Origin of the sequence: Actinacidiphila paucisporea (genome assembly GCF_900142575.1) — a bacterium.
Classification (GTDB): Bacteria; Actinomycetota; Actinomycetes; order Streptomycetales; family Streptomycetaceae; genus Actinacidiphila; species Actinacidiphila paucisporea.
In genome coordinates, this window is sequence record NZ_FRBI01000013.1 from 91,557 (window position 1) to 105,981 (window position 14,425).

The window sequence follows — 14,425 nt, forward strand, 5'->3', positions numbered from 1 at the left end:
GCCTTGCGGGCGCCGCGGTCGTCGACCGTCCGCAGCGCGCTCACCGCGCGCTCACTTCAGGACGATCGCGTTCCACGCGCTGACCCAGTCGTCGCGCTTGGCGGCGATCTTCTCGGGCGGGAGCGTCGTGGGGTGCGCGATCTTCGCGCCGTATTTGACGAAGACCGGCGGCTCGACCGCGTCCTTGCGCACCGGGTCGACGTACATCTGCAGCGGCATGTCCTGCTGGAAGGTCTTGCTCAGCATGAAGTCGATCAGCGCCCGGCCGCCCGCGGTGTTCTTCGCCCCGTGCAGCAGCCCGGCGAACTCGATCTGCCGGAAGCAGGTGCCGGTGGCCACCCCTACGGGTGACTGGGCCGGCTCGGGGGTGACGCCGACGACCTCGGCGGGCGGGCTGGAGGCGTAAGAGACCACCAGCGGCCGGTCGCCCTTGGCCTGCTTGCCGGCCGAGGAGCCGGAGAAGCGGTCGTTGTAGGCCTGCTCCCAGCTGTCGACGACCTCGACGCCGTTGCTCTTGAGCTGCTTCCAGTACCCCTGCCATCCCCCGCTGCCCCCGGCGTCGCCGAAGGTGGCGGCGCTGCCCAGCAGGAAGGCCAGGCCCGGCGAGGACGTCGACACGTTCTCGGTGACGAGCAGGTTCTTGTACGCCGGCTTGACCAGGTCGGCGAAGGTCTGCGGCGGCGCCAGGTGGTGGCCGGTGAAATAGGCCCGGTCGTAGTTGACGCAGACGTCGCCCGAGTCGATCGGGGTGACCCGGTGCTGTGCCGCGTCGAGCTGCACGTCGGCGGGGACCTGGCCGAGGTCCTTGGCCTTGTACGGCGTGAACAGGCCGTTGTCGAGAGCCCGGGAGAGCAGGGTGTTGTCGACGCCGAAGAAGACGTCGCCGCGCGGGTGGTCCTTGGTGAGGATGGCCTGGTTGACGGCCGCGCCCGCGTCCCCGCCGCGCAGCACCTTGACCGTGTAGCCGGTCTCCTTGGTGAATTCGGCGAGCACCGACTTCGACGCGGCGAAGGAGTCGTGGCTGACCAGGGTGACGGTCCTGGAGCCGCCCCCGGTGGCGCCGCTACCCGTGGTGCCCTTGGACTTGTCCTGCGAGTCGCCGCCGCAGGCGGCCAGCACGGTCGCCGCGGCGGTGGCAAGGACGAGCGCGCCGACGGCACGCCGCGAGGTGTTTCTCATCTGCGATGACTCCCTACGCCGGTATGACCCGGATCAGGTGGGAGGGTCTGCGGCCTGAGACCTCGACTTCCGGTCCCTCGCCGCACTCTCAGCGCCGTCGCAGGCGCTCCCCTGTCGGAATGTTCTGTTGTCGACCGTACGACGCCATGCCTTCCGCCGGTCGCCGACCGTACGATAGCAGCAGGTCAGCGCTCGGCCGCCGCCAACTGCCCGCAGGCGCCGTCGATCTCCTGGCCGCGGGTGTCCCGCACGGTCACGGGCACGCCGTGCGCTTCGAGCGCGGCCACGAACGCCCGCTCGTCCTCGGGCCGGGACGCGGTCCACTTGGAGCCGGGCGTCGGGTTGAGCGGGATCAGGTTGACGTGCACGCGGTGGTTCTTCAGGAGCCTGCCCAGCCGGTCGGCACGCCACGCCTGGTCGTTCACGTCGCGGATCAGCGCGTACTCGATCGAGATCCGGCGGCCGGAGACCTCGGCGTAGTGCCAGGCCGCGTCCAGCACCTCGCGGACCTTCCAGCGGGTGTTGACCGGCACGAGGGTATCGCGCAGCTCGTCGTCGGGGGCGTGCAGCGACACCGCGAGGCGGCACTTGAAGCCCTCGTCCGCGAAGCGGTACATCGCCGGCACCAGGCCCACCGTGGACACGGTGATGCCGCGCTGCGACAGGCCGAGCCCGTCCGGCTCGGGGTCGGTGAGCCGGCGGATGGCGCCGACGACCCGCTTGTAGTTGGCCAGCGGCTCGCCCATGCCCATGAAGACGATGTTCGACAGCCGCGCGGCATCTGCGGAGCCCGCGCTCCCGGGCACCTCACCGTCGCGCAGCGACCTCATGCCGGCCACGATCTGGTGCACGATCTCGGCGGTCGACAGGTTCCGGTCCAGGCCGGCCTGGCCGGTGGCGCAGAAGGGGCAGTTCATGCCGCAGCCGGCCTGTGACGAGATGCACATCGTGACCCGGTCCGGGTAGCGCATCAGCACCGACTCGACGAGCGTCCCGTCGAAGAGCTTCCACAGCGTCTTGCGGGTGTCGCCGTCGTCGCACGACGCGTGCCGCACCACGGTCATCAGCTCGGGCAGCAGGTCCTCGGCGAGCCTGCCGCGGGCCGCGGCGGGGATGTCCGTCCAGGCCGCCGGGTCGTCGGCGAACCGCGCGAAGTAGTGCTGCGACAGCTGCTTGGCCCGGAAGGGCTTCTCCCCGAGCGCTGCCACCGCCTCACGTCGCTCGGCGGGCGAGAGGTCGGCAAGATGCCGCGGGGGCTTCTTGGCCCCGCGCGGCACGGCGAAAGTCAGTTCTCCGGGTGCAGGCATGATGCAACCAGTGTCGCATCCCGCGGGAGAACCGTTCGACGGAGGCAGGAAGGCGCCCGGAGAGGCTAGCCCTTGCCGACGAAGGCGACCAGGAGGAGCCAGACCACCGGGGCGGTCGGCAGGAGGCTGTCGAGGCGGTCCATGATGCCGCCGTGGCCCGGGAGCAGGGTGCCCATGTCCTTGATGTCGAGGTCGCGCTTGATCATGGACTCGCCGAGGTCGCCCAGGGTGGCGCTGAGAGCGGCGGCCAGGCCGAGCAGCAGGCCCTGCCACCAGTGGCCGTCGTCGATGACGTACTGCATGAGCAGGGCGCCCGCGACCATGGCGAAGGCGATGGCGCCGAGCAGGCCCTCGCGGGTCTTGCCGGGGCTGATGCGCGGGGCGAGCTTGTGGCTGCCGAAGCGCCAGCCGACCGCGTAGGCGCCGGTGTCGCTGATCACGGTGAGCAGCAGGAAGACCAGCACCCGGCGGGGGCCGTCGTCCGCGGCGAGCATCATCACCACGAAGGTGGCGAGGAAGGGGACGTAGAAGGTGGCGAAGACGCCCGCGGTGACGTCCTTGAGGTAGTCGTGCGGGGGTTCGGTCATCCGCCAGACCAGGATGGCCAGGCAGGTCAGCGCCATGGCCACCCAGGCGCCGTCCGCGCCGCGCAGGTAGCCGGCCACCACCATGGCCACGCCGCCGACCGCGAGCGGGATCAGGGGGACGCGGATGCCCTTGCGCTCGGCGAGCCGGGAGGTCAGCTCCCAGACGCCGACCAGCACCGCGACCGCGACGACGCCGACGAAGACCGCCTTGACGATGAAGAGCGATGCGACGATGACCACGCCGAGCCCGACCCCGACCCCTATCGCGGCCTGCAGGTTCCGCCCGGCGGACTTCTTCGCGGGAGCCGGCTGCTGCGGCGGCTGGGGCGCCGAGGCCAGGGGTGGCGGTGGCATGGGAGGAGTCTTCCTGCTGGTGCCGGTTTCCGCGACGGAACCCGCCGTGGCCGTGGCCGTGACCGTTTCCTCGGGCGCTCCCCAGTGACCGGCGCGTGGCGAAGCGCCCCAGGAAGAGTCGTTCACTGAGCTTCGCCTCGCGTCGTCGTCGGGGGTCGTGAGAGCCGGGAATGGGTCGGGCGGCAGGTGCGGCGATCAGGCCGGGAGGTCAGACCTCCAGCAGCTCCGTCTCCTTGTGCTTGAGCAGTTCGTCGACCTGGGCGACGTACTTCGCGGTGGTGTCGTCCAGCTCCTTCTCGGCGCGGCGCACCTCGTCCTCGCCGGTGTCGCCGTCCTTGACGAACTTGTCCAGGGTCTCCTTCGCCTTGCGGCGGATGCTGCGGATGGAGATCTTGGCGTCCTCGCCCTTGGTCTTGGCGACCTTGATGTACTCCCGCCGGCGCTCCTCGGTCAGCTGCGGGAAGACCACCCGGATGATGCGGCCGTCGTTGCTCGGGTTGACGCCGAGGTCGGAGTTGCGGATCGCCTCTTCGATGTTGCGCAGGCTGGTGTTGTCGAAGGGGGTGATCACCGCCATCCGCGGCTCGGGCACCGCGAAGGACGCCAGCTGGTTGATCGGCGTGACGGTGCCGTAGTACTCGGCCACGATCTTGTTGAACATCGCCGGGTGCGCACGGCCGGTGCGGATCGCCGCGAAGTCGTCCTTGGCGACGACGACGGCCTTCTCCATCTTCTCCTCGGCTTCGAGGAGGGTTTCTTCAATCACCATGTGCTCCTGGTATTCAGATGGCGGGTTGCGGCTAGTCCCGGGTGCCGTGGGTGTTGACCAGCGTGCCGATCTTCTCACCCTTGACCGCTCGCGCGATGTTGCCCTCGGCGAGCAGCTCGAACACCAGGATCGGCAGCTTGTTGTCCTGGCACAGAGTGATCGCGGTGAGGTCGGCGACCCGCAGGTCGCGGGCGATGACCTCGCCGTACTCCAGTGCGTCGAACTTGACCGCGGCCGGGTTCAGCTTGGGGTCGGAGTCGTAGACGCCGTCCACCCCGTTCTTGCCCATCAGCAACGCTGCCGCGTCGATTTCCAGTGCGCGCTGCGCGGCGGTGGTGTCGGTGGAGAAGTACGGCATTCCCATACCCGCGCCGAAGATCACCACGCGGCCCTTCTCCAGATGCCGTACGGCCCGCAGCGGGATGTACGGCTCCGCGACCTGACCCATGGTGATCGCGGTCTGCACCCGGGTCTCGACGCCCTCCTTCTCCAGGAAGTCCTGGAGCGCCAGGCAGTTCATGACGGTGCCGAGCATGCCCATGTAGTCGGAGCGGGCGCGGTCCATACCGCGCTGCTGCAGTTCCGCGCCGCGGAAGAAGTTGCCGCCGCCGACGACAAGGGCGATCTCGTAGCCGTCGGCGACGACGGCGGCGACCTCGCGGGCGATGGCGTGCACCACGTCGGGGTCGACGCCGAGACCGCCGCCGCCGGCGAAGGCCTCGCCGGACAGCTTGAGCAGGAAGCGGCGGCGCGGGCCACCGCTGCCGTCGGCGGCGGATGCGGTGGTCGGAGCCTGTTCGGCGCCTTCGGTCATGGAGGTCTCCTCGTGCACGTACAAAGGAGGCCATTGCCGTGGGTCCTTGTGGGTTCCCGGTACGGCAATGGCCTCCTTGTCACATCTGCGGCCGGCCGGCGGGCGACCGACCGCATACGACCCTAGCGGGGCCGCCGGTCGTTCGCTGCCCGGCGGAAGCCGGTACCCGGCCGGTGGGCGTTGCGGTCAGACGCCGACGCGGAAGCGGGCGAAGCGCTTCAGCGTCACGCCGGCCTCGTCGAGCACCTTCTGGACGGTCTTCTTGGCGTCCTTGGCGAACGCCTGCTCCAGGACGACGTTCTCCTTGAAGAAGCCGTTCACCCTGCCCTCGACGATACGCGGCAGGGCGGCGTCGGGCTTGCCCTCCTCGCGGGCGGTGGCCTCGGCGACCCGCCGCTCGTTCTCGACGGTCTCCGCGTCGATCTCGTCGCGGGTCAGGTACTTCGGCGCGAAGGCGGCGATGTGCTGCGCGACGTCCTTGGCGGTCTGCGCGTCGGCCTTGTCCAGCTCGACCAGCACGCCGACCTGCGGGGGCAGGTCCGGGCTGGTGCGGTGCAGGTAGGAGGCCACGTAGCCGCCGGAGAACTGCGCGAAGCGGTCCAGCACGATCTTCTCGCCGAGGGTGGCGTTCGCCTCGTCGACGAAGGCCTGCACGGTCTGGCCGGGCTTGATCTCGGAGCCGAGCAGCGCGTCGATGTCGGCCGGCTTGGTGCTCGCCACGTGGGCGGCGACGGCGTCGGCGACGGCGACGAACTTGTCGCCCTTGGCGACGAAGTCGGTCTCGCACTTCAGCTCGACCAGGACGCCCTCGGAGTTGTCGTCGGCGATCAGGGAGACCACAGCGCCGTTGGAGGCCGAGCGGCCCTCGCGCTTGGTGACACCCTTCTGGCCCTTGACCCGAAGGATCTCGACGGCCTTGTCCAGGTCGCCTTCGGCCTCCACAAGGGCGTTCTTGCAGTCCATCATGCCCGCGGCGGTCAGCTCGCGGAGCTTCTTGACGTCAGCGGCGGTGAAGTTCGCCATGGGTTTGAGTCTCTTCCCGAATGGTCGGTGGATCTACGGGTGGACGGCGGGGGCATCGGCCCCCGCCGTCGTCACGCGTGTCCGGCGGCTGTGCGCCGCCGGCCTCTGGTCAGGCCTGCTCGGCGTCGCCCTCGGCGGCCGGCGCGTCCTCGGCGGGAGCCTCGGTCGCGGGGGCTTCGGCGGCGGGCGCCTCTGCGGCCGGCGCGTCCTCAGCGGGAGCCTCGGCCGCGGGGGCCTCGGCGGCGGGCGCCTCGGTCGCGTCGTCGGCCTTCTTCTCGCCTTCGAGCAGGTCACGCTCCCACTCGGCCAGCGGCTCCGCCGGGGCGCCCTCGGGCTTCTTGTCGCCCACCGCGGCACCGGAGCGGGCGATCAGGCCCTCGGCGACGGCGTCGGCGATCACGCGGGTGAGCAGCGTGACGGAGCGGATCGCGTCGTCGTTGCCCGGGATCTTGTAGTCGACCTCGTCGGGGTCGCAGTTGGTGTCCAGGATCGCGACCACCGGGATGCGGAGCTTGCGCGCCTCACCGACGGCGATGTGCTCCTTCTTGGTGTCGACGATCCACACCGCGCTCGGCACCTTCTGCATCTCGCGGATGCCGCCGAGGGTCTTCTCCAGCTTGTCCTTCTCGCGGGAGAGGACCAGCAGCTCCTTCTTGGTGAGGCCGGACGCGGCCACATCCGCGAAGTCGATCTCCTCGAGCTCCTTGAGGCGCTGCAGGCGCTTGTAGACGGTCGAGAAGTTGGTGAGCATGCCGCCCAGCCAGCGCTGGTTGACGTAGGGCATGCCGACGCGCGAGGCCTGCTCCGCGATGGCCTCCTGCGCCTGCTTCTTCGTACCGACGAACATGATGGAGCCGCCGTGCGCGACGGTCTCCTTGACGAACTCGTAGGCGCGGTCGATGTACGACAGCGACTGGAGCAGGTCGATGATGTAGATGCCGTTGCGCTCGGTGAAGATGAAGCGCTTCATCTTCGGGTTCCAGCGGCGGGTCTGGTGCCCGAAGTGGACGCCGCTCTCGAGCAGCTCCCGCATCGTGACGACGGCCATGGCCGTACTCCTTGATGTACTCGGTTACCGCGGCCGCCGGACGGCGGTCGCGCCTGACGCCCCGACGCGCCGTGCCACGAGGGACCGAGGGGCGCGGCCACCGTCCCTGGGAAGGGGGTGGGTGGCGGGGCGTGCGAAGTCGACCCGGTGACCCGGATCGCCAGAGAAAGTGTACGGGACCGGTGGAGCCACCGGCGACACCCGAGTTATCCACAGGCCGCGACCATGATCATCTTTCAGCGGCGGAATGCGGGATCGTCATGTCATGGCATTCACGACGATGTGGTTCACGATGATCGCGGCGCTGCTGGCCGGCGCCGGCGGCCTCCCCTCCGCCGCGCCCGGCGGCGGCACCGGCGGGCGCAGCTGGCCCGTGTCGGGGCAGGGCCCGCGGGGGCGGCCGGTGGTGCTGCGGGCCTTCGAGCCGCCCGCGACGGCGTGGGGGGCCGGGCATCGCGGGGTCGACCTGCGGGCGGGCCCGGGGGCGGCCGTGCGGGCGGCGGCGCCGGGTGAGGTGGTCTTCGCCGGGCAGGTCGGCGGCACGGGCGTGCTGGTGCTGCGGATCGACCCCGCCCTGCGGATCAGCTACGAGCCGGTGCGGGCGACGGTGCCGGTGGGCGCCCGGGTAGCGGCCGGGCAGCGGGTCGGCGTGCTGGACGGCGGGCTCGCGCACTGCCCGGGAGGCTGCCTGCACTGGGGGCTGCTGCGCTCGGAGGCGGCCGGTGACGTCTACCTGGATCCGCTGTCTCTGCTGCCCGCGTGGATACGCCGCCCGGGTCCGTCGCGGCTGCTGCCCGTCTACGGCGTCGCGGTGCCGGGGTGAGCCGCCCCCGCGTGCGGGCGGGGCGGTGCGGGAGGTGCGGGGGTCAGCCGGTGACGCCGTGCAGGGCCATGGTTATCGCGGCCCGGGTGATCCGCTCGGGGTCCTCGGCGGCGCCCAGTTCGATCCGGCGGACGGCCGCGTCGACGACGCCCTGCAGCAGCATCGCGGTCAGCCGCGGCTCGTCGTGGCCGAGGTCGGACAGGGCCTCGACCACCATGGCCGCCAGCCCGCCGTGCGCGGCGCGGATCTTCTCCCGGGCGCCGGGGTCGAGCTCGCCGGCGGAGATCGCCGCGACCGCGCGGTGCCTGCGGTCCCCGACCAGCGCCAGCTGGCTGCGGACATACGCCTCGATGCGGGCCTCGGCGCAGTCCGCGGCCTCCATCGCGGCCTCCACCTCGGCCGCCCAGACCGGGAAGTCGACCGCGCACAGCTCCTCGACCACGGCGGCCCGGGAGCGGAAGTACTCATAGACCGACGAGCGTGCCAGCCCGGTCCGCTCGGCCAGGGCCGGGAAGGTCAGCGCCTCGGTGCCGCCTTCGGAGAGGAGGGATCGGGCGGCGTCCAGCAGGGCCCGGCGCTGCATCGTGCGGTGTTCGGCCACCGAGGCCGCTCGAATCCTGGGCATCCCACCACTGTAGACAGTGCGCAGGCGCCCTCACCGGCCGACGTCGGCGAGCTTTGCCCGTAGTTGAAGCACCGACTTGGTGTGGATCTGGCTGACCCTGCTCTCGGTGACGCCCAGCACCTGACCGATCTCGGCCAGCGTCAGGCCCTCGTAGTAATAGAGGGTGACCACGGTCTTCTCGCGCTCCGGCAGGGTGTTGACGGCGCGGGCGAGCAGCCGGCGCAGCTCGCGGTCCTCGGCGACCTCGACCGGGTTGTCGGCGCCGGTGTCCTCCAGGGTGTCCACCAGGCTGAGCCGGTCGCCGCTGTCGGCTCCGACGTGCAGCAACTCCTCCAGCGCCACCACGTTGGCCAGCGACAGCGCGCTGAAGACGCCGTGCAGTTCCTCCAGGCCGACGCCCATCTCGGCGGCCACCTCGGGCTCGCTGGGGGTGCGGCGGAGCTTGGCCTCCAGGGTCGCGTAGGCGCGCTCCACCGCCCTGGCCTTCTGCCGCACCGAGCGCGGGATCCAGTCCAGCGCCCGCAGTTCGTCGATCATGGCGCCGCGGATCCGGGTGATGGCGTAGGTCTCGAACTTGATCGCCCGGTCCGGGTCGAACTTCTCGATCGCGTCGATCAGCCCGAACACCCCGGACGACACGAAGTCGGCCTGCTCGACATTGGCCGGAAGTCCCACGCTGACCCGGCCCGCCACGTACTTCACCAGCGGCGAGTAGTGCAGGATCAACTGCTCGCGCAGCCGCGCGTCCCCCGTGGACTTGTAGGTCCGCCACAGCGCGTCGAGCGACGTGGGGGCGGCGGGCCGAGGGGTGGCGGGGGCGGTGGTCGCGGCCGTCGCCCGTTCGGACCCGGGGGTGTACTGGGGCATGCGTCGTTGTGCGCCGTTCTGCCGTGACGTGGACGGGAAATCGAGCCTCCGAGAGCGTAGCGTGACCATAGTGTCGCTTATTGCTACATCATCCGTATGGGACATGCGCAGATACGTTCCTCTACGGGTGCGTGGGCGCCGGGCCGGCTCACGGGGTCCGGCGCGGGGGCCGCCGAACGTCCGCATCCGGCCATCATGGTGCGCGGCCGGGGCCCGAAGTGCGCGCCCCGCGATCACCGCAGGTCGCGGGCTTCCGCTGTCACCTGATGGTGTACCGGTCACGTCAACCGGGGTGCCGTGCACGGTCATCCCGTGCGGTACGGACCAATTGCCACCTCCCGTCCTGCCGTTCGACGAAGCCGAGCGCCTGCAATTCGTAGAGCCTGCTCAGCGTGTCGTCGCAGGTGGTCCCGGCGGCGTCGGCGATCCGCCGCTCGTCCGCGGCGCCCCGGCCGGGCATCGCTTCCAGCACCTGGGCCGCCGCCGGGCTGAGCAGGTCGCGGGGCAGCACCGGGCCGCGCCGCAGCGGTGCGAGGTCGGCGCCGATCTCGCCGACCAGCTCCACGACCTCGGCCGCGTCGGTCACCACCGCCGCACCCCCGCGCAGCAGTTCGTGCACCCCTTCCGACAGCCCGCTGGTGCACGGCCCCGGCACCCCCATGGTCACCCGGCCCATCGCCGCCGCCCGGCGGGCGGTGATCAGCGAGCCGCTCCGGTAGCGCGCCTCCACCACCACCGTGCCGCGGGTCAGGGCGGCGATGACCCGGTTGCGCAGCACGAAGCGGCTTCTGGTCGGGTGGTCGCCGGGTGGCAACTCGCCGACCAGCAGCCCGCGCTCGGCGATCTGCCCGATCAGCTGGGCGTTGCCCGGCGGATACGGCACGTCCACCCCGCACGCCACCACCCCGACGGTCGCGCCGCCCGCCGCCAGGGCGCTGCGGTGCACCACGCCGTCCACCCCGTAGGCGGCACCGGAGACCACTACCCAGCCCGCCCCGGCCAGCCCCGCGCCGAGCCCGGCCGCCATGTGGGCGCCGTAGTCCGTGCAGGCCCTGGCGCCGACCACCGCGACCGACCGCAGCGCCCACAGCCGCAGCGACGGCCGCCCCCGCACCCACAGCCCGATGGGGCGCTGCGGCCCCAGGTCGTCGAGCTGCCCCGGCCAGTCGCCGTCCCCCGGGCAGACGAAGCGCGCCCCCGCCCGGTGGGCCGCGGCCAGGTCGGCCACCGGGTCCGCACGGGCGGCCCGCCGTTCATAGGACGCCGTCCGCCGCGGACTGGCCCCCGGCAGCGGCCGCCCACCGCGTGCGGCCCGCAACGCCTCCTGCACCCCGAGGTCCCGCACCGCGCGCCCCATCACCTCGTCCCCCGGTTCGGCGATTCGCGTCAGCGCCGCCCTGCCCAGCCGCTCCTCCCACCCGATCCACTCCCCCAGCCCTTGGGCGGCCTCCCCGCCCTCTCCTCCACTCCCGTAGAACCGCCGTAGCACTTCCGCCCGGCCGCCCGCGTCGGGCCCCGGCCCCGACTCCGCCGGCCAATCGCCACGTCCCCCGCCTGCCAGGCCGCCCAGGTCCGGCGCCGGCCCTGCCGACCAACCCCCGCGACCTCCACCCGCAGGCCCGCCCGGGCCAGGTCCCAGGTCCGCCTCCGCCGGCCAACCACCGCGCCCTCCCCCCGTCAGGACGTCGGGGTCCGGCGCCGGCCCCGGCATCACAGGCTCACTGCCCGGGCCGGGCCGCGGCTGACGCCGGTGCGCAGCTGGAGTGCCGCTCTGACGTCGTCGGCGTCCGGGCGGGGGCGTCCCGCCAGGTCGGCGAGGGTCCAGGCGACGCGCAGCACCCGGTCGAGGCCGCGGGCGGTGAGCAGGCCGCGCTCCATGTCCCGCTCGGCCGGGTGCATCGCGCCGGCGGCGACCGGCCAGCGGGTGCGCAGCTCGTGGCCGGGGATGTCGCCGTTGGCCCGCCACGGGGTGCCGGCGTAGCGCACGGCGGCCCGCTCCCTGGCCTCCCGCACCCGGGCGGCGACCACCGCCGTCCTCTCCGCCGGGCCGCGGCCGATCAGCTCGGAGCGGCTGACCGCCTCGACCTCCACCCGCAGGTCGACCCGGTCGAGCAGCGGTCCCGACAGCCTGGCCTGATAGCGGCGCACCGCTGTCGGTGAGCACTCGCAGCCCGCGCCCAGCAGCGAATGGCGCCCACAGGGGCAGGGATTCGCGGCCAGCACCAGCATGAAGCGGGCCGGCAGCCGCATCACGCCGGCCGAGCGGGCCACCACCACATGCCCGGACTCCAGCGGCTGCCGCAGCGCTTCGAGCGCTTTTACGGTGAATTCCGGCGCTTCGTCCAAGAAGAGCACCCCGCGGTGGGCGAGCGACACCGCTCCCGGCCTGGGCAGGCCGCTGCCGCCGCCGACCAGGGACGGCATCGTGGCCGAGTGGTGCGGCGCGCAGAAGGGCGGTGCGTCCACCAGCGGGCGGCCCGCCGGGAGGATGCCGGCCACCGAGTGGACCGCGGTGACCTCAAGGGACTCCTGCCGGGTCAGCGGCGGCAGGATGCCGGGCAGCCGCTCGGCCAGCATGGTCTTGCCCGCCCCGGGCGGGCCCTTGAGGTAGAGGTGGTGGGCGCCGGCCGCGGCGACCTCCAGGGCGAGCCGGGCGGCGGACTGCCCCGCCACGTCGGCCAGGTCGGGGCCGGTGACCCGGCAGCCCTCACGGCCGGGACCGGACGAGCCGCCGCCCAGGCTGGTGGCCAGGCCCGAGCCCATCCCGCCGCTGGGCACCGTCAGCCCGGCCAGCATCGAATCGGGCCGGCCGTCCCCGTACGGGCCCTCGTCCTCCTCCTCGGGGATTGGCTCGTCGTTGAGCACCGCCACCAGCTGGCGCAGGCTGCGGACCCCGAGGACCGCGACATCCGGCACCAGCGACGCCTCCGCCGTCGTGCGCTCGGGGACCACCACATGGCGATATCCGGCGTCGGCCGCCGCCAGCACCGCGGGGAGCACGCCTCGCACCGGGCGGACCCGGCCGTCGAGGCCCAGCTCGCCGATCATCATCAGGTCGGCGATGGACTTGGGGTCGATCCGCTCGTTGGCGGCGAGCAGCGCGCACGCCACGGCCAGGTCGAATCCCGAGCCGCCCTTGGGAACGGACGCCGGGCTCAGGCCGACGGTCAGCTTCTTCTGCGGCCAGATCTCACCGCTGTTCACGATCGCGGCGCGCACCCGGTCCCGGCTCTCGACCAGGCTCTTGTCGGGCAGGCCGACCAGCGTGAAGGCGGCGAGGCCCGGCTCCAGATCGGCCTGGACCTCCACGACCACGCCCTCGACGCCGATCAGCGCGACCGAGCACGTACGGGCGAAGCCCATCACGCCACCCCCCGCACGTGCTCGACCGCGGGGGCACCGCGGTCGGGGAGGATCACGCCGACCAGGTCGATCCGCACCCCGCCCGGTGGCGCCCCGCCGTGCTCGGCGGTCCATCGCTCGGCCAGTGACCGCAGCCGGTCCAGCTTCGCCGGGGACAGCGCCGCCATCGGGTGCTGGAAGGGCCCGGCCCGCCGGGTCTTGACCTCGCAGACCACCAGGGCGTCACCCTCGGTCGCGACAATGTCGATCTCACCGCGGCGGCCGTGCCGCCAGTTCCGACCCAGCACCTTCAAGCCCGCGGCCTGCAGGGCGCGGACCGCGACCTCCTCGCCGTACCGCCCCAGCGCACCTCGTGCGTTCATACGTACCACCTCCGTCACTGACTGTGACAGAGATGAGCCGACCCAAGATGATCTTGCTCGTCGCCCTGTGGATAACTTTCCGAACCCCCGGAACCCCCGTACGAAACCGCCGCCCGGAATCCGCCAGGCCCGGCTCTCAGGGCCTCAGCTGTTGAAGCCCGAGTCGTCCGACGGCAGATCGAGGTCCGCCTTGTTCAGCTCCTCGATATTCACGTCCTTGAACGTGAGCACCCGCACCTGCTTCACGAAGCGGGCCGGCCTGTACATGTCCCAGACCCACGCATCGGCCATCGAGACCTCGAAGAACACCTCGCCCTGCACCGACTGGACCTGCATCTCGTAGTCATTGGTGAGGTAGAAGCGCCGCTCGGTCTCGATCACGTACTTGAACAGGCCGACGACGTCGCGGTACTCCCTGTAGAGCTTCAGCTCCATCTCGGTCTCGTACTTTTCGAGGTCCTCGGCGCTCATCGTGTGTTCCCCTTCAGCCGTGCGTGCCCCCATTGTGCGTCACACGGTCTCACGACCGCGCGGAACTTCTCCGCACCAGTTTGGCCACCGGGTCGTAGGCGGCCCCGCCCACGATCAGCACGGCTCCGGCGATGACCGCGATCGTCAGCGGGCCGAGCGGCCCACGCCCGGGCGATCCGCCGGGGACGGCATCGAAGGCGGAAGTGCGGGTCAGCAGGCCCATCCGGGACGAGGGCCAGGCGATACCGTCCACCCGGGCGCGGACGTCGTCGGCCGGGACCGAGCCGCCCTCGGCGTCCGCCAGGTGGATACGCGAGTCCTCGGAGACCGCGCGGTTGTCGCCGAGCAGGAATATCTTGCCGGCCGGGACCCGGGTGCTGAACGGCTCGAAGGAGGCCGGGCCGCCGCCCTTGAGGTACGTCTCGTCGATCGGCTTGCCGTTCACCGTGAGCCGGCCCTTGGCGTCGCAGCAGGCGATGACGTCGCCGCCGACGCCGACGACCCGCTTGACCAGCGGCTGGTCGCCCCACAGCTTGTCCTTGAAGACCACCACGTCACCGCGGTGCACCTCGGAGCCCGAAACCTTCTGGGCCAGCAGCCGGTCGCCGGGCTGCACGGTGGGCACCATGGAGTTGGTCGGCACCGTGTAGGGGCGGTAGACCAGGGCGGCCCATGCGGCACCGCCCAGGAAGAGGACGCAGCCCAGTGCGATGACCACGCCGGACAGCCGGTGGCCGAACCCGCCTCTGCCACCGGCCGCGCCGCGTCGTACGGTGCCGCTGTTCCCTGTGGTGCCGGTCGTCGCACGGCTGCTGCTGGTCATGAACCGGAAC

Annotated in this window: 15 protein-coding genes and 1 riboswitch; of the genes, 1 reads left to right on the forward strand and 14 read right to left on the reverse strand. The window is 72.0% G+C overall.

From position 1 onward, the window contains the following. Positions 1–51: 51 nt before the first annotated feature. The 7 genes from BUE44_RS20245 to rpsB form a co-directional block, all read right to left on the reverse strand. On the reverse strand, positions 52–1,179 hold the full coding sequence (locus BUE44_RS20245) for a thiamine ABC transporter substrate-binding protein (protein WP_073500381.1): 1,128 nt from the start codon (positions 1,177–1,179) through the stop codon (positions 52–54). Then, positions 1,173–1,302: riboswitch (TPP riboswitch) on the reverse strand. It overlaps the preceding gene by 7 nt. A gap of 62 nt (positions 1,303–1,364) precedes the next feature. Further along, positions 1,365–2,486, reverse strand: a complete 1,122-nt coding sequence (rlmN, locus tag BUE44_RS20250; protein WP_073500382.1) for a 23S rRNA (adenine(2503)-C(2))-methyltransferase RlmN — start codon at positions 2,484–2,486, stop codon at positions 1,365–1,367. A 65-nt stretch (positions 2,487–2,551) separates the two neighbouring features. Beyond that, entirely contained in the window at positions 2,552–3,553 is a 1,002-nt protein-coding gene (locus BUE44_RS20255) for a phosphatidate cytidylyltransferase (protein ID WP_073500383.1), read from the reverse strand. An 82-nt stretch (positions 3,554–3,635) separates the two neighbouring features. Next, complete coding sequence (frr, locus tag BUE44_RS20260; protein ID WP_073500489.1) at positions 3,636–4,193, reverse strand: ribosome recycling factor; 558 nt, start codon at positions 4,191–4,193, stop codon at positions 3,636–3,638. 34 nt (positions 4,194–4,227) lie between these two features. Continuing rightward, positions 4,228–5,010: a UMP kinase gene (gene pyrH / locus BUE44_RS20265; RefSeq protein ID WP_200804466.1), complete on the reverse strand. Its 783-nt coding sequence runs from the start codon at positions 5,008–5,010 to the stop codon at positions 4,228–4,230. 186 nt (positions 5,011–5,196) lie between these two features. Beyond that, complete coding sequence (gene tsf / locus BUE44_RS20270; protein WP_073500384.1) at positions 5,197–6,033, reverse strand: translation elongation factor Ts; 837 nt, start codon at positions 6,031–6,033, stop codon at positions 5,197–5,199. Positions 6,034–6,142: 109 nt separating this feature from the next. Beyond that, a complete protein-coding gene (rpsB, locus tag BUE44_RS20275) occupies positions 6,143–7,081 on the reverse strand; it encodes a 30S ribosomal protein S2 (RefSeq protein WP_073500385.1) in 939 nt (312 codons plus the stop codon). A gap of 265 nt (positions 7,082–7,346) precedes the next feature. Here rpsB and BUE44_RS20280 point away from each other — a divergent pair, with 265 nt between their 5' ends. After that, the gene (locus BUE44_RS20280; RefSeq protein WP_073500386.1) at positions 7,347–7,904 is read left to right on the forward strand and encodes a murein hydrolase activator EnvC family protein; all 558 of its coding nucleotides are present in this window, start codon (positions 7,347–7,349) and stop codon (positions 7,902–7,904) included. Between the two features lie 43 nt (positions 7,905–7,947). Here the strand turns inward: BUE44_RS20280 and BUE44_RS20285 are convergent, their stop codons facing one another. From BUE44_RS20285 to lepB, 7 genes are all read right to left on the reverse strand, one after another. Continuing rightward, the gene (locus BUE44_RS20285) at positions 7,948–8,505 is read right to left on the reverse strand and encodes a TetR/AcrR family transcriptional regulator (RefSeq protein WP_073500387.1); all 558 of its coding nucleotides are present in this window, start codon (positions 8,503–8,505) and stop codon (positions 7,948–7,950) included. 54 nt (positions 8,506–8,559) lie between these two features. After that, a complete protein-coding gene (whiG, locus tag BUE44_RS20290) occupies positions 8,560–9,396 on the reverse strand; it encodes an RNA polymerase sigma factor WhiG (protein WP_073500388.1) in 837 nt (278 codons plus the stop codon). Positions 9,397–9,679: 283 nt separating this feature from the next. Further along, a complete protein-coding gene (dprA, locus tag BUE44_RS20295) occupies positions 9,680–10,831 on the reverse strand; it encodes a DNA-processing protein DprA (protein ID WP_073500491.1) in 1,152 nt (383 codons plus the stop codon). Positions 10,832–11,106: 275 nt separating this feature from the next. Further along, positions 11,107–12,759: a YifB family Mg chelatase-like AAA ATPase gene (locus BUE44_RS20300; protein WP_073500389.1), complete on the reverse strand. Its 1,653-nt coding sequence runs from the start codon at positions 12,757–12,759 to the stop codon at positions 11,107–11,109. Then, entirely contained in the window at positions 12,759–13,121 is a 363-nt protein-coding gene (locus BUE44_RS20305; protein WP_073500390.1) for a YraN family protein, read from the reverse strand. Before BUE44_RS20305 ends, BUE44_RS20300 begins: the two co-directional genes overlap by 1 nt. A 144-nt stretch (positions 13,122–13,265) precedes the next feature. After that, positions 13,266–13,592, reverse strand: coding sequence for a DUF2469 domain-containing protein (locus tag BUE44_RS20310; protein WP_073500391.1), 327 nt, complete (start codon positions 13,590–13,592; stop codon positions 13,266–13,268). A gap of 49 nt (positions 13,593–13,641) precedes the next feature. Further along, on the reverse strand, positions 13,642–14,415 hold the full coding sequence (lepB, locus tag BUE44_RS20315; protein WP_073500392.1) for a signal peptidase I: 774 nt from the start codon (positions 14,413–14,415) through the stop codon (positions 13,642–13,644). Positions 14,416–14,425: the final 10 nt, after the last annotated feature.

Bases quoted from the DNA above. Each gene is read 5' to 3' on its own strand.
- BUE44_RS20245 (WP_073500381.1), bottom strand. From the start codon at position 1,179: ATGAGAAACACCTCGCGGCGTGCCGTCGGCGCGCTCGTCCTTGCCACC.
- rlmN (WP_073500382.1), bottom strand. From the start codon at position 2,486: ATGCCTGCACCCGGAGAACTGACTTTCGCCGTGCCGCGCGGGGCCAAG.
- pyrH (WP_200804466.1), bottom strand. From the start codon at position 5,010: ATGACCGAAGGCGCCGAACAGGCTCCGACCACCGCATCCGCCGCCGAC.
- tsf (WP_073500384.1), bottom strand. From the start codon at position 6,033: ATGGCGAACTTCACCGCCGCTGACGTCAAGAAGCTCCGCGAGCTGACC.
- rpsB (WP_073500385.1), bottom strand. From the start codon at position 7,081: ATGGCCGTCGTCACGATGCGGGAGCTGCTCGAGAGCGGCGTCCACTTC.
- BUE44_RS20280 (WP_073500386.1), top strand. From the start codon at position 7,347: ATGGCATTCACGACGATGTGGTTCACGATGATCGCGGCGCTGCTGGCC.
- whiG (WP_073500388.1), bottom strand. From the start codon at position 9,396: ATGCCCCAGTACACCCCCGGGTCCGAACGGGCGACGGCCGCGACCACC.
- BUE44_RS20300 (WP_073500389.1), bottom strand. From the start codon at position 12,759: ATGGGCTTCGCCCGTACGTGCTCGGTCGCGCTGATCGGCGTCGAGGGC.
- BUE44_RS20305 (WP_073500390.1), bottom strand. From the start codon at position 13,121: ATGAACGCACGAGGTGCGCTGGGGCGGTACGGCGAGGAGGTCGCGGTC.
- BUE44_RS20310 (WP_073500391.1), bottom strand. From the start codon at position 13,592: ATGAGCGCCGAGGACCTCGAAAAGTACGAGACCGAGATGGAGCTGAAG.
- lepB (WP_073500392.1), bottom strand. From the start codon at position 14,415: ATGACCAGCAGCAGCCGTGCGACGACCGGCACCACAGGGAACAGCGGC.